This is a genomic window from Roseateles sp. YR242, assembly GCF_900109745.1.
Taxonomy (GTDB): Bacteria; Pseudomonadota; Gammaproteobacteria; order Burkholderiales; family Burkholderiaceae_C; genus Roseateles.
In genome coordinates, this window is sequence record NZ_FOAV01000002.1 from 713,089 (window position 1) to 726,243 (window position 13,155).

The 13,155-nt window shown below is 67.2% G+C and carries 12 protein-coding genes; 5 read left to right on the forward strand and 7 right to left on the reverse strand.

Translation table 11 applies throughout. The annotated features are described in order from the left end of the window. Positions 1 to 27 precede the first annotated feature (27 nt). Complete coding sequence (locus tag BMY53_RS06755) at positions 28 to 2,421, forward strand: YgiQ family radical SAM protein (RefSeq protein WP_255370078.1); 2,394 nt, start codon at positions 28 to 30, stop codon at positions 2,419 to 2,421. Between the two features lie 56 nt (positions 2,422 to 2,477). Here BMY53_RS06755 and BMY53_RS06760 read toward each other — a convergent pair whose 3' ends face one another. Further along, entirely contained in the window at positions 2,478 to 2,834 is a 357-nt protein-coding gene (locus BMY53_RS06760; protein ID WP_092944901.1) for a hypothetical protein, read from the reverse strand. Beyond that, complete coding sequence (locus tag BMY53_RS06765; protein WP_092944903.1) at positions 2,834 to 3,217, reverse strand: phage holin family protein; 384 nt, start codon at positions 3,215 to 3,217, stop codon at positions 2,834 to 2,836. The genes BMY53_RS06760 and BMY53_RS06765 overlap by 1 nt, the downstream gene beginning before the upstream one ends. 148 nt (positions 3,218 to 3,365) lie before the next feature. On the opposite strand from BMY53_RS06765, the gene BMY53_RS06770 reads away from it, so the two are divergent. Continuing rightward, positions 3,366 to 5,633 (forward strand): putative bifunctional diguanylate cyclase/phosphodiesterase, encoded by a 2,268-nt coding sequence (locus BMY53_RS06770; RefSeq protein ID WP_092944905.1) that lies wholly within the window; start codon positions 3,366 to 3,368, stop codon positions 5,631 to 5,633. A gap of 14 nt (positions 5,634 to 5,647) precedes the next feature. On the opposite strand, the gene BMY53_RS06775 is transcribed toward BMY53_RS06770, so the two are convergent. The 3 genes from BMY53_RS06775 to BMY53_RS06785 form a co-directional block, all read right to left on the reverse strand. Then, a complete protein-coding gene (locus tag BMY53_RS06775) occupies positions 5,648 to 5,950 on the reverse strand; it encodes an ElaB/YgaM/YqjD family protein (RefSeq protein WP_058936667.1) in 303 nt (100 codons plus the stop codon). A gap of 123 nt (positions 5,951 to 6,073) precedes the next feature. Next, entirely contained in the window at positions 6,074 to 6,352 is a 279-nt protein-coding gene (locus BMY53_RS06780; RefSeq protein WP_092944907.1) for a hypothetical protein, read from the reverse strand. Continuing rightward, positions 6,342 to 7,832 (reverse strand): C25 family cysteine peptidase, encoded by a 1,491-nt coding sequence (locus tag BMY53_RS06785; protein ID WP_177200765.1) that lies wholly within the window; start codon positions 7,830 to 7,832, stop codon positions 6,342 to 6,344. Before BMY53_RS06785 ends, BMY53_RS06780 begins: the two co-directional genes overlap by 11 nt. Positions 7,833 to 7,970: 138 nt before the next feature. Between BMY53_RS06785 and BMY53_RS25880 the strand changes: the two genes are divergently transcribed. The 3 genes from BMY53_RS25880 to BMY53_RS06800 all read left to right on the forward strand — a co-directional run bounded on the left by BMY53_RS25880 (position 7,971) and on the right by BMY53_RS06800 (position 10,288). Continuing rightward, positions 7,971 to 8,459: a hypothetical protein gene (locus tag BMY53_RS25880; protein ID WP_177200766.1), complete on the forward strand. Its 489-nt coding sequence runs from the start codon at positions 7,971 to 7,973 to the stop codon at positions 8,457 to 8,459. 196 nt (positions 8,460 to 8,655) lie between these two features. Beyond that, complete coding sequence (locus tag BMY53_RS06795; RefSeq protein WP_143073966.1) at positions 8,656 to 9,090, forward strand: hypothetical protein; 435 nt, start codon at positions 8,656 to 8,658, stop codon at positions 9,088 to 9,090. A gap of 49 nt (positions 9,091 to 9,139) precedes the next feature. Further along, on the forward strand, positions 9,140 to 10,288 hold the full coding sequence (locus tag BMY53_RS06800; RefSeq protein WP_092944915.1) for an acyltransferase family protein: 1,149 nt from the start codon (positions 9,140 to 9,142) through the stop codon (positions 10,286 to 10,288). Here the strand turns inward: BMY53_RS06800 and BMY53_RS06805 are convergent. Together BMY53_RS06805 and BMY53_RS06810 are read right to left on the reverse strand one after the other, a co-directional pair. Next, positions 10,218 to 11,126, reverse strand: a complete 909-nt coding sequence (locus BMY53_RS06805) for a hydroxymethylglutaryl-CoA lyase (RefSeq protein ID WP_092944917.1) — start codon at positions 11,124 to 11,126, stop codon at positions 10,218 to 10,220. The genes BMY53_RS06800 and BMY53_RS06805 overlap by 71 nt on opposite strands. A 14-nt stretch (positions 11,127 to 11,140) precedes the next feature. Then, positions 11,141 to 13,129, reverse strand: coding sequence for an acetyl-CoA carboxylase biotin carboxylase subunit (locus tag BMY53_RS06810; protein WP_092944919.1), 1,989 nt, complete (start codon positions 13,127 to 13,129; stop codon positions 11,141 to 11,143). Positions 13,130 to 13,155: the final 26 nt, after the last annotated feature.

A 13,155-nucleotide genomic window follows, 5' to 3' on the forward strand; every position in this document is an offset into this window, starting at 1 on the left:
CGTTTCGGCCCGGCGCCGTTCCTGCCAATGTCTCGCGAAGAGATGACCCAGCTGGGCTGGGACAGCTGCGACATCATCATCGTCAGCGGCGATGCCTATGTGGACCACCCCAGCTTCGGCATGGCGGTGATCGGGCGCACGCTGGAGGCGCAGGGCTTTCGCGTGGGCATCATCGCGCAGCCGGACTGGCAGTCGGCCGATCCGTTCCGCGCGCTGGGCAAGCCCAACCTGTTCTTCGGTGTGGCGGCCGGCAACATGGATTCGATGATCAACCACTACACGGCTGATCGCAAAATCCGCTCGGACGACGTCTACACCCCGGGTGGCCAGGCCGGCAGCCGGCCGGACCGCGCCACGCTGGTCTACACCCAGCGCTGCAAGGAAGCCTTCAAGGACGTGCCGGTGATCATCGGCGGCATCGAGGCCTCGTTGCGCCGCATTGCTCACTACGACTACTGGCAGGACAAGGTCCGGCGCAGCATCCTGGTAGATTCCAAGGCGGACCTGCTGGTCTACGGAAACGCCGAACGCGCCATCATCGAGATCGCGCACCGCCTGGCGCAGAAGAAGCCCATCGAGTCGATCACCGACGTTCGTGGCACTGCGTTCATGCGCCGCCCGGACGACGCCACGCTGGACGGCTGGTTCGAGATCGACTCCACCGAGGTGGACGCCCCCGGCAAGGTCGAGGCCCTGATCAACCCCTACATGACCACCGAAGAGGTGGCCGCCGACCAGGGCACCGACTGCGCCAAGCAGCAGGAGCAGGCCTCGGGTGCCGCCCCCATCCAGGCGGGCATGCCCGAGGTCAAGACCATCCAGATCATCCGCAAGCCGATGGCCCGCACTGGCAGCGATGGCCGGGCACTCACCACGCCGCGGGACCGCACCGTCATCCGCCTGCCCGCTTACGAGCGGGTCAAGAGCGACCCGGTGCTCTACGCCCATGCCAACCGCGTGCTGCACCTGGAGACCAACCCGGGCAACGCCCGCGCGCTGGTGCAACGCCACTCCTCCAGCGGCGTGGACCGGGATGTCTGGCTGAACCCGCCCCCCATCCCGCTGAGCACGGCGGAGATGGACCACGTCTTCGACCTGCCCTACGCCCGCAGCCCGCACCCCCGCTATGCCGACGAGAACGGCAGCCACGATGCCGGCACCAAGATCCCGGCGTGGGAAATGATCCGCTTCTCGGTCAACATCATGCGCGGCTGCTTCGGTGGCTGCACCTTCTGCTCCATCACCGAGCATGAAGGCCGGGTGATCCAGAGCCGCAGTGAAGACTCGGTCATCCGAGAAATCGAGGACATCCGCGACAAGGTCAAGGGCTTCACCGGCATCATCTCGGACCTGGGCGGCCCCACGGCCAACATGTGGCACATCGGCTGCAAGAGCCCGGAGATCGAGGCGGCCTGCCGCAAGCCCAGCTGCGTCTACCCCGGCATCTGCCCCAACCTGCATACCGACCACGGCCCGCTGATCAAGCTCTACCGCCGTGCCCGCGCGCTGCGCGGTGTGAAGAAGATCCTGATCGGGTCGGGCCTGCGGTATGACCTGGCCATCGAGTCCCCGGAGTACATCCAGGAGTTGGTCACCCATCACGTGGGTGGCTACCTGAAGATCGCGCCGGAACACACCGAGGGCGGTCCGCTCTCGAAGATGATGAAGCCCGGCATCGGCACGTACGACCGTTTCAAGCAGCTCTTCGAGCAGGCCAGCGCGGCGGCCGGCAAGAAGCAGTTCCTGATCCCCTACTTCATTGCGGCCCACCCCGGCACGGCGGATGAGGACATGATGAACCTCGCCGTCTGGCTCAAGCGCAACGGCTTCCGCGCGGACCAGGTGCAGACCTTCTACCCCAGCCCCATGGCCACCGCCACGGCGATGTACCACTCGGGCAAGAACCCGCTGAAAAAGGTCACCCGCGACAGCGAGGCCGTCGATATCGTCAAGGGCGAGCGCCGCCGCCGGCTGCACAAGGCCTTCCTGCGTTATCACGACCCGAACAACTGGCCGCTGCTGCGCGAGGCGCTCAAGGACATGGGCCGTGCCGACCTGATCGGCAATGGCAAGCATCACCTGATCCCGACCTTCCAGCCGAGCACCGATGGCGGTTATGAGTCGGCCCGGCGCAAGAACTCAACAAACGCCGGCCAGAAGACCGCACCGAACAAACCACGGTCGGGTCAGATCCTGACCCAGCACACGGGTTTGCCGCCGCGGGAGACCGGTGCCGGCCGTAGCAAGCCGACATCGATGGCCGGTCAGGCGCCGCGTGCACAGGCGGCACGGGGCATCACCGGCACGAGCAGCACCACGGGCAAGCGTGGCGGGCCGGGGGGCCAACGTCCGGTGTCCACGACATCGGCGAAACCAGCCACACCCATGCGCAGTGGTATGGGCAAGCGAAGCCGGCCCTGAGCCTGTCGCCAGGGCCTGAGTCCGGGCGCCTGAACCGCTGAACGCTGAATCGGCGCTCAGCGCGGATGGGCGGGGGACTCGGCCTCATCGGGCCGGGTCGCGTGCGCCGGCCGCATCCAGCGCCACACGCGTCGCGCCAGCGAGAGCCAGGCCCACACCCGGGCCACCTTGCCGGGCCGCTTGAACAGTTTCAACAGCCCCAGCAAGCCGCCGAGCCCACCCAGGGCACTGGCGGCTCGCCAGCCCACCGGCAGGCTGCGCAGCAGCCGCCAGAGGCCATAACCGCGGTCCGCCCAGCGCAGGGGCTGCTCCATGGCGCGAACATCCTGCGCCAGCTGCACACGCAGCTCCGCACTGCGCAACTGCAACTCCATTTGGCGCAGCTTCAGGCGCTGCTGCATGTCGCGCCACATCAGCGGCCCTCCGTGTCGCCCAGCGCTCGGCTGTCACGTGCAAGCTCGGCCAGGCTGGCGCCAAAGGGCTGGCCATCGGCCAACTGGCGCTTGGCCCACTGCCAGCTCAGCAGCGCCGCCAGCAGCAACAGCAGCCCCAGGGCCAGACCCAGCGGCGCCCGCCAGGCCTCCGGCACCCACAGCAGCGCAGAAAACACCAGCATCAGCAAGGCGGCCACACCCAGCAGCAGCGCCAGCAACAGGCCGGCCAGCGCGGCAAAAAGCCGCAATAACTGCGCCTGAAGCTCCACGCCCACCAGTTCCAGACGGACGCGGGCCAGCGACAACGCATGCGCCGCCATGCGGCGCAAACGGTCGGCCAGATTCACCTCCTGCGAATCCATGTGACTTCCTCCTCCTCGACGCCGGGACGCTACCACCGAATCGGGGGAAACGATGGCGTACAAGCCACATCCCGGGCAGAGGCTTGGGCTACAGTCAACAAAACGTCTTTTGCGCCGCCGCGCACGGGCGTCACGACAAGGTCCCTCAATGTCTGATCGCCAGCATTCGTCGAGCTCTGCCGTCGTCGAGGACGACGACGTGCTGCAGTTCCTGGACGACCATGACCCCGCCCGGGAAGGGCCCGCCGCCGGTCAGCCATGGCGGGTGCTGATCGTGGACGATGACACGGATGTGCACAAGGCCACCGAGCTGGCCATGCAAGGCCTGGCCGTGGAAGGCCTGCCGCTGAGCTTCCTGCATGCCCGGTCCGCGACCGAGGCGCGCCGCCTGCTGGCACAGGAGCCCGACATCGCCGTGGTGCTGCTGGACGTGGTCATGGAGTCCGACGACGCCGGCCTTCAGCTCGTGCGGCATATCCGCGATGAACTGCGGCTCAAGGCCGTGCGCATCGTGCTGCGCACCGGGCAGCCGGGCTACGCGCCCGAAATCGAGACGGTCCAGACCTACGACATCAACGACTACAAGACCAAGTCGGAACTCACCCGCACCCGTCTCTACACGGTGCTCACCGCCGCCATCCGCTCCTACCGCCAGATCCGCGCGCTGGAAGCCAGCCGGGAAGGCATGGAGATGATCGTGGAGGCCAGCGCCGAGCTGGGCCGGCTGCGTGGGTTGCAAGGTTTTGCCGAAGGCGTCATCACGCTGCTCAGCGCGCTGCTGAGCACCCTGCCCGACGGGCTGGTATGTGTGCAGAGCGAAACCGACCCCAGCGGCGACGCGCGTGTCATCGCCGCTGCCGGGCAGTACAGCTCGCTGGTCAACCGCCCCCTGCGGCACATCCCGATGCAACGGGTGCGGCAGCTGCTGGAACGTTGCCTGGCGCAGGGTGAACATGTGCATGAAGATGGCTGCACCGCCATGTACTTCGGGCTGCCAGATGGCCGCGCGATGACGGTGCTGCTGGAAATTCCGCGCGCGCTCGACGACCTCGACCAGCAACTGCTGCGGGCCTTCAGCTCCAACATCGCGGCCGGTTTCGAGAACGTGGTGCTCTATGGCCAGCTCTCCGATCAGGCCTACAACGACCCGTTGCTGCAGTTGCCCAACCGCACCCGTTTCATCGAGGTGCTGGAACACAACCTGAAGTCGCCGGACGGCATCACGCTGGCGCTGATTGACCTGGACGACTTCGCCGACATCAATGATGCCTTCGGCCATCGCTTCGGCGACCAGGTGCTGCAGGCGGTGACGCTGCGCATGGCGCAGCAGTTGGGCCACAACACCGCCATGGCGCGCATTTCGTCCAACGCCTTCGGCCTGCTCGGGCCGGAGGAGCTGGTGAATGGCGACCGTATCGCCGAACTGTTCAACGACCCCTTCACCGTCTCCGACGAGCGGCTGCAGCTCAGCGCCACCACCGGCCTGGTTCGGCTGGCCGAATCCCGGGCGCTGGGCTCCGAGCTGCTGCTGGACGCGCAGATTGCGCTCAAGCGGGCCAAGGCCCAGAACCGGGGCGCGTCACAGTATTTCCACGCCGAAATGGGCGTTGATGCGCGAGAGCGCTTCAAGCTGCTCAAGGGGTTGCGGGCGAGCTTCGAGGAGCGGCGGCTCTTCGTGGTCTATCAGCCGCAGGTGGAGTTGCAGACGCAGCGCGTCATCGGTGCCGAAGCCCTGCTGCGCTGGCGCACGGCTGAGGGCCAGTTCGTGCCGCCGGACCAGTTCATTCCACTGGCCGAGCAGTCCGGGCTGATCGTCCCGATCGGTGAATTCGTGCTGAGGACGGCCTGCTTCCAGATCGCCCAGCTGCGGCGCAATGGCTTCAGCGACTTCCGGGTGGCGGTCAACATCTCGTTGGCGCAGTTCCGGCATCACGGCTTCATTGACTCGCTGCGCCGCGCATTGACGGATGCGGAGATCCCCGGGGCCGCGTTGGAGCTGGAGATCACCGAATCCATGGCGATGGAAGAAGTGTCCACGGTGATGCGGGTGCTGGCGGATATCCGCAGCACCGGCGCGACCGTGGCGATTGATGACTTCGGCACCGGCTTCTCATCCCTGAGCCAACTGCGGCGCCTGGATGTGGAGCGGCTGAAGATCGACCGCGCCTTTGTGCATGAGGCGCAGAGCAGTGCCGCGGGCGCCACCATCGCTCAACTGGTGGTCAACCTGGGCTGTAGCCTGGGCATGCGCGTGGTGGCGGAGGGCATCGAAACCGAAGAACAGCGCCAGCACCTGTTGGCGCTGGGCTGCCATGAGGGGCAGGGCTGGCTGTTTGCCAGGCCCATGCCAGCCGACCAGCTGGAAGACTGGCTGCGAGACCACCAGGGTGGCCTCACCCCTGCGTCAGGCCCGTGATGTCAGGCCAATGATCAGCGGCGGCTGATCAGCAGGCCCAGCAACAGGCCCACACCGGCAGCGACGCCGATGGATTCCCAGGGGTTGGTGTGGACGTATTCGTCCGTGGCCTTGCCGGCGGCCTTGGCGCGGTCGATGGCGGCCGACTGGAAGTCGCCCAGGCTGCCCTTGGCGCGGTCCAGGGTGGCCTGCACACGGGCGCGCAGCTCGGACGCGGTGGCGCTGGTCTGGTCGGACGTGGCGCGCAGCAGGGATTCAGCATCGGTCACCACCTGATGCAGGTCCGCCAACAAGCGGTCGGAAGGGTTCTTGGCCATGCTTTTCTCCTGTTCGTTGAGTTGATGTTGCAGAGATCCCGATAGGGTTTTTACGTCGGTACGGCTGCTGGCATCAAGTGATGCAAGGTAACCGACCCTGCCGCGCGGTCATCTCCCGCTCGGTCATTGATTTAGATCATCCAATGTGGCGATGTCGCGGACGAGAAAGTAGCCCTCTCTTTGCTCGCCCGTCACCCGCAACACCTGTCCCTCCAAAGCCTCCAGGACCGGATCACGGATGGGATGCCCGCCATGGCGGCGAAGCAGCACCCGTTGCCCGTCCTCGAGTTCCATCAGCAGCGCATGCCTTTCACTCTTGCTGCCCTGGTCGATGCAATCACGCACCAGCCGGCCCTGCAAGCAGGGTCGGCCGTCCTGGCCGGGAGGGAACTCAGCGGGCATGCATGCGCCTCACATGCAGGAGCGACCCGTCCTGCTCGGTCACGATCAGCGCCAGCAGGCGCCCCGCGTTCCATCCCTTGTAAACATGGATCAGCCGCTGCCCCGGAGCGCCGTCCACCACGTAGCTGATGCGGCTGCAGCTCGCGGCCTTGAGGCCCGATTCACGCAGCATTGGCTCGATGGCGGACAGCACCGTCCGGGACGGCGACAGTTCACTGGACTTCAGGCGGGGCAAGGCACGTGCCAGGTAGCGGCCCTCACGTTCCAGTTTTTCCCGGCGCAGCCCGCGCACGCCGCGGTCCTGCACGGAGGCAAAGGCCTTGCGGAAGGCCCGGGTGCGGGCAAGCGCATGGCTGACAAAGCACACCGGCTGCAGTGAGGGGTCGCCCAGCAGGTAGAACTGACCGAGCGTCTTGAGGTCCATCGGGTCCAGATGGGTGCGCTCGCCGGCGAATTTCTGGCGGGCTTCCAGCAGCGCGCGGCCGGTGGAGGCGCCCGCGAGTACACGTTGCAGGAAATATTGGCAGAGCAGGTCGGCGGAGCCGTTGCCTTCACTGGGGCCGTAGGCGATGGTGGTGCTGCCCAGGAACGCGGTGGCGCCGTCGGCCAGGTAACGCAAGGCCATGGGCCACTGGCCGTCGGCGAGGGCCGGGTCGAAGAGCTGGGCACCGTAGCAGCACTCGGCGGCGATCACGGTGCCGGCGGAGATGCGGTCGCGAATCAGGGCCGAGCGGTGCGAAACCGGAAAGTCCTCCCCTTGCTGGCCGTAGTACTCCGGCATGTCCTTCTGGCCATGGCAGTTGATGAAGTGCATGCGCGGAGCCAGGTCGGCCTTGGTCCAGCGCGGGCCCTCGGGCGGGGAGAGATGGAGGTGGTCCGCATGGCCGAAGGTGTTGGTGAGGCTCTGGCGAGTGGAGGCCTGCCAGACCTCGGCGGAGAGGCTGAAGCTCTCCAGGTAGTCCTCGCGGGGCAGCGCCTTGTGGCGGGCGGCCGCCCGGATGAGCCGCAGCAGCAGATCGGGCTTGTGGCTGCCGGCCAAGTCAGGCAGGCGGCCCACGACACGCGTGGGGCCCAGGAAGCGGTTGGGGTCGGTGCTGTAGGCGGCGTCGCAGGCGTAGGGGAGGTCACTGGGCACCGCGGGGTCGCTGTCACCCAGGTCTCCGCCATGGGCGGCGTTGCGCAGCGGCACCATGGGCAGCACATCGGGGCCACCGAGCAGCACGATGTAGTGGGGTGCCCGGGCGGTGACCAACGCGTCGATCGCCCGCTTGAGCTGGCGGGCGTCGGGGTGTTCCGGCACGGGCGTGGCGCCGATGGCCTTCATCGGGGTGCTCATGTCGATGGCCAGCAGCTGCGTCTCGACGCCGCGTCGCCGATCGGCGGCCACCAGCTGTTGCAGCGCGGCCTCGATGCGGGCGAGGCCCTCGGCGCGGTATTTGGCACGCAGGCTGCCTCGATGCAGAACGATGTATTTGTCCATGTAGTCTCCCTTTGCCTGATGGGCCATGCCGGTCCGCGATTGTGGACAGGGTGGGCCGGTGCCGCAACGCACAAACAGCGCATGGGTCACGGCGCCGTCATCAAGCCTGCATGGTTGGTGCGCAAGATTCAGGGCGCCATGCAAGTACCTCGCAAGACCGATCTCGCCAAACAGCTGCTCGCGCCGGGGCAGCGGCAACTGGCGCCCGCGCTGCGCGCGCTGCTCATCATCGTGGACGGCAAACGTGACGCGGCCGAGTTGCGCCGCCTCGGCCACGGGCTGGGGTTGGGCGAAAACAGCGTGCAGTTGCTGGCGGAGAAAGGATTGATCGAGCTGCCCACACCGCTGGAGGACCCACGCAGCAGGGAGCGGGCCCTGCAGGTTCAGCAGGCGCAGCAGGCCAAGGCGGCACGTCGCCTGGTGAATGCCAAGTTCTTTGCGCTGGATCTGGTCACCCGCATGCTGGCCGGCCGGGAGGCCGACCTGCGCAACCGCGCCCGCGAGGCCGACACCCACAGCCGGTTCATGGAATGGGTGGACCTGTGCTGCGAGCGCATCGAAGAGCATTCCGACGCGGACCGGGCGGCGATGTTCCGGGAACGGGTGGACGGGGCCATGCGGGGCTAGGGAACCTCGGCTCGCGGGAGTATGCAAGGGGTTCCCCAAGGTGCGCACACCTTGCAACGGCGATTGCGGTCTGGCAACGGCGATTGCGGTCTAACATCCGGCCGCTCCCGCCATGATCGCCATATTTACGATGTCATCGTCCCTCCCGCCCGCCCAATCCTTTCGTTCACAGTTCTACCCCGTCATTCGAATTTGCGTGTGGGTCACTGTGGCGCTGCTGGCGCTGGAGCTGGCACTGGAGACCTGGGCCCAGCTGCGCACCGAGCGGTTCCCCGACGTCACGGGCTGGCTCGGCGCCGTTGTACTGCCCCTGGCAGGCGGTGCAGTGCTGGCGGTGATCAACGTGCTGGTCGTGCTGGCTTTTCCGGTCAAGGTGCTGCCTCAAGCGCTGCATTGCTACAACTTCTGGGGCATCTACCGCTCCGTGAAGTGGGGCGACATCGTGTCAGTCAAACCGGCCTCCATCATGGGCCTGCGCTACCTGCATGTGAGCATCCCCGCCCACTCACAACCATTGACCGTGCCGCTGTGGCTGCGCGACATGCCTGGCTTCATCACCGCCGTCGAGACCCACGCCGGGGTATCCAACCCGCTGGCACAAGCGCTGCGACAAGCCACCGAAACAACGTAACCCGCCTGCAGCACCACAAAGCCAGGCGGGCCCGATAACATCCGCGCGGATGCACGCCTCACCCACCGACCGCCCACGCAACTTCGGCATCGACTGCCTGAGAGGTCTGGCCATCCTGCTGGTGATCGTCCACCACCTCGCCCTGCCCTTTCGACTGCCGCTGGCGCCCAGCCTGCTCGGGCCGTGGCTGCCCAAACGCGTCATCGACTTCATCAGCTTCAACGGCTACGAGGCGGTGTTCGTCTTCTTCGTGATCTCGGGTTTCCTCATCACCACCCGTCTTCTGGAACGGGATCGGGACCTGCGCCGGATCAACCTGCGTCGTTTCTACAGCGCGCGGGCGCGGCGCATCCTTCCACTCCTGTGCCTGGTACTGGCATGGCTGAGCCTGCTGGCGTTGCTGGGCGTGCCGGACTTCGCGCCCGGCCCGCACCAGACCTTGGCGGGCCTGCTGGGTGCCGCCCTGACCTTCACCTTCAACTGGTATGAAGGCCGTACCGGCTGGGCCCCGGCAGCCTGGGACATCCTGTGGTCGCTCTCCATCGAGGAAGTCTTCTATGTCGGCTTCCCGCTGCTGTGCCTCGCCCTGCCCCGCCGCCTGCTCGTTGCAGGCTTGGTCGTGCTGGCGCTGAGCCTGATGCCCTTGCGCTCGCTGGTGCCCATCAGCAATGAGGTGTGGTGGGAGAAGGCCTACCTGCCAGGCATGTCAGCCATTGCCTGGGGCGTGCTGACCGCGATGGCCGCCCGGCGATGGGCCCCCCGCCAGACGGACGCTCGCGCCATGGCCCTCTTCGGCGGGTTCTGCCTGCTGCTCGTGCTGGGCTGGTCAGACCTGGTGCACCGGCATCTCTTCAAATCGGGCATGTACGGCCTGTGCCTCGGCACCAGCCTGATGCTGTGGGCCTTCCTCGCCCACCCACCCGCAGCACGTCCCATGCTGCGGTGGCTCGCGCACATGGGCCGGCTCAGTTATGAGCTGTATCTCTCCCACATGTGGATCGTGCTGGCGGCCGTGGCGCTGTACAGGGCCCAGTTCGGCGCGTCGCAGGCGTGGACGTTCGGGGTCTATCTGCCGGTGCTGCTGCTCTGCATCCCGCTGGCGATGGGGCTTGAACGGCTCACCGCCCTCACTGTCGCTTGGCCAGCACGGCTCGGCTCACGCGCGAAGCAGGCGCTCGCCCCAGCACGCCTGAAATGAATGCACCCGCATCCACCAGCCGGTCCAGGTCGATCCCGGTCTCGATGCCCAGGCCGTTGAGCATGAACACCACGTCTTCCGTCGCCACATTGCCTGTCGCGCCCTTCGCATAAGGGCAGCCTCCCAGCCCCGCCACGCTCGCGTCGAAGCTGTGAACGCCCATTTCCAGGCAGGCATAGATGTTGGTCAGCGCCTGGCCATAGGTGTCGTGGAAATGTCCACTCACCTCCACCATCGGGAAGTGCTTCAACGCACGGTCCATCGCGGCCTGCACCTGGCGCGGTGTGCCCACGCCGATGGTGTCGGCCACACCGAGATGGTCCACACCCACGGCGCGTAGCAAACCCGCCACGCGGTCGACCTGATCCGGGGAGACCTCCCCTTGATACGGGCAGCCCACCGCGCAGGACAAGGCCCCACGCACCTTGAGCCCGGCGTCATGCGCGGCGGCCACCACGGGCGCGAATCGCTCGATGCTCTCCGAGATGGAGCAGTTGATGTTCTTTTGCGAGAACGCTTCCGACGCGGCCGCGAACACCACGATCTCGTCCGGCCTTGTGGGCAGTGCGGCCTCCAGGCCCTTCATGTTGGGCACCAGCACGCTGTAGCGGACGCCGGGGCGCCGGTCCACCGCCGCCATCACCTCGGTGTTGTCCGCCATCTGCGGCACCCACTTCGGAGACACAAAGCTCGTGACCTCGATCTCCTTCAAGCCCGCGTCCTGCAGCAGCAGCACCAGCCTCGCCTTGTCCGCCGTCCCGACCTGCGCCTTCTCGTTTTGCAGGCCGTCGCGCGGCCCCACATCCACCAGGGTGACCCGTGCCGGCAATATGCTCATGGTGATGCTCCTTTTCAGGCTTGCGGCCGCAGGCGCAACAACTCGGCGCCGTCGCCGACCTGGTCGCCCACCGCGAACAGCAACTCATCCACCACGCCTTCGCGCGGGGCGCTGATGGTGTGTTCCATCTTCATCGCTTCCATCACCGCCAGAGCCTGCCCCTGGCTGACGACGTCCCCCGGCTGAGCCAGGAAGGCGATGAGCTTGCCCGGCATGGGCGCGGTCAGGCGCCCCCCTTCGGCATGGGCACCGCCCGCGTGGGCGATCACATCCACCGTGGTGACCAGCGCAGAGCCCTCGGCCCCGAAGACCGCCACCTGCTCGCCGACCCGGTAGGTGCGAACCTGTGTGCGCTGCCCGTCAAGGAACAACTCATGGGCCTGGCCGCCATCCGAATTCAGCGCGAGCGGCAGCACCTGTCCGGCCACGGTGAGCGACAGGCCACCCTGATGATGTCGGGACAGCAGCACGGTCTGATGCTCTCCGTGGATCTCCAGCTCGAAGCGCCGCTGTGAAGCGCCGAACAGGCGCCAGCCATCGCGGCGGCTCCAGGGGCTGGCATCTTCCGTCAGCGCTTCTTCGGCCGAGGTGTGCGCCACCACCGCCGCGGCCGCCTGCGCCACCGGCAGGCCGGGCTGCTCAAACAAGGCCTCGCGTTCACGCTCGATGAGCGCGGTGTCCAGCTGCGCGCCTGTGAACGAGGCCGTGGCTGCGCAGCGGCGCAGGAAGGCCACGTTGGTGTGCAGGCCCACGATGTGGGTGTCTCGCAGCGCTGCATCCAGGCGCGCCAACGCCTGCTCGCGGGTGTCACCGTGCACGATGAGCTTGGCGATCATGGAGTCGTAGTGGGGGCTGATCTCATCGCCCTCCCCCACGCCCGAGTCGATGCGCACCGCCCCCCGCTGGAAGGCCACATGGTCGGGCCAGCGTGCGACGGCCAGGCGGCCGGTGGCGGGCAGGAAGCCGGCCTCCGGGTTCTCGGCGCAGATGCGTGCCTCGATGGCATGTCCCTGGATGCGCAGATCTTCCTGCCGCAGCGGCAGCGGCTCCCCAGCGGCCACTCGCAACTGCCACTCCACCAGGTCCTGGCCGGTAATGGCTTCGGTGACGGGATGCTCCACCTGCAGCCGGGTGTTCATCTCCATGAAATAGAAACGCCCGTCCTGTTCGGCGATGAACTCCACCGTACCCGCCCCCTGGTAACCAACGGCGCGCGCCGCCGACACGGCCGCCGCGCCCATCTCGGCACGCCGCTCAGGCGTCATGCCAGGAGCCGGCGCTTCTTCCAGCACCTTCTGGTGACGGCGCTGCACCGAGCAGTCGCGCTCGAACAGGTAGACGCATTGCCCGTGGCCATCGCCAAACACCTGGATCTCGATGTGGCGGGGACGCTGGACATAACGCTCGATCAGCACGGCATCGTCGCCGAAGCTGTTGATCGCCTCGCGCTTGCAGGAGGCCAGCGCGGCGTCGAATTCCGCATCGCTGTGCACCGCGCGCATGCCCTTGCCACCACCGCCGGCACTGGCCTTGATCAGCACGGGATAACCGATGCGGCCCGCCTCGCGGCGCAGCAGCGCCGGATCCTGGTCCGTGCCGTGATAGCCCGGCACCAAGGGCACGCCGGCCTGCGCCATCAGCCGCTTGGATTCGGCCTTCAGGCCCATGGCCCGGATGGCCGATGGCGGCGGGCCGATGAAGACCAGGCCCGCGTCGGCGCAGGCCTGGGCGAACTCTTCGTTCTCGCTCAGGAAGCCATAACCCGGATGCACGGCCTCCGCGCCGGTGCTGCGTGCGGCCTCCAGGATGCGCCGCCATTGCAGGTAGCTGTCCCGCGGCGCGGCGCCACCCACATGGACCGCTTCGTCACAGGCTCGCACATGGCGAGCCTGCACATCCGCGTCGCTGTAGACCGCCACGGTCTTCACACCAAGGCGCCGCGCAGTGGCGGCCACGCGGCAGGCGATCTCGCCGCGGTTGGCAATCAGGATCTTCTTGAACAAGGTTGTCTCCTCAAGCCCCGGGTGCC

Excerpts from the sequence above, each read along its gene's own strand:
- BMY53_RS06765 (WP_092944903.1), bottom strand. The coding sequence starts at position 3,217 with ATGGATTCGCAGGAGGTGAATCTGGCCGACCGTTTGCGCCGCATGGCG.
- BMY53_RS06785 (WP_177200765.1), bottom strand. The coding sequence starts at position 7,832 with ATGGACAAATACATCGTTCTGCATCGAGGCAGCCTGCGTGCCAAATAC.
- BMY53_RS06780 (WP_092944907.1), bottom strand. The coding sequence starts at position 6,352 with ATGCCCGCTGAGTTCCCTCCCGGCCAGGACGGCCGACCCTGCTTGCAG.
- BMY53_RS06775 (WP_058936667.1), bottom strand. The coding sequence starts at position 5,950 with ATGGCCAAGAACCCTTCCGACCGCTTGTTGGCGGACCTGCATCAGGTG.
- BMY53_RS25880 (WP_177200766.1), top strand. The coding sequence starts at position 7,971 with ATGCAAGTACCTCGCAAGACCGATCTCGCCAAACAGCTGCTCGCGCCG.
- BMY53_RS06770 (WP_092944905.1), top strand. The coding sequence starts at position 3,366 with ATGTCTGATCGCCAGCATTCGTCGAGCTCTGCCGTCGTCGAGGACGAC.
- BMY53_RS06760 (WP_092944901.1), bottom strand. The coding sequence starts at position 2,834 with ATGTGGCGCGACATGCAGCAGCGCCTGAAGCTGCGCCAAATGGAGTTG.
- BMY53_RS06800 (WP_092944915.1), top strand. The coding sequence starts at position 9,140 with ATGCACGCCTCACCCACCGACCGCCCACGCAACTTCGGCATCGACTGC.
- BMY53_RS06805 (WP_092944917.1), bottom strand. The coding sequence starts at position 11,126 with ATGAGCATATTGCCGGCACGGGTCACCCTGGTGGATGTGGGGCCGCGC.
- BMY53_RS06755 (WP_255370078.1), top strand. The coding sequence starts at position 28 with ATGTCTCGCGAAGAGATGACCCAGCTGGGCTGGGACAGCTGCGACATC.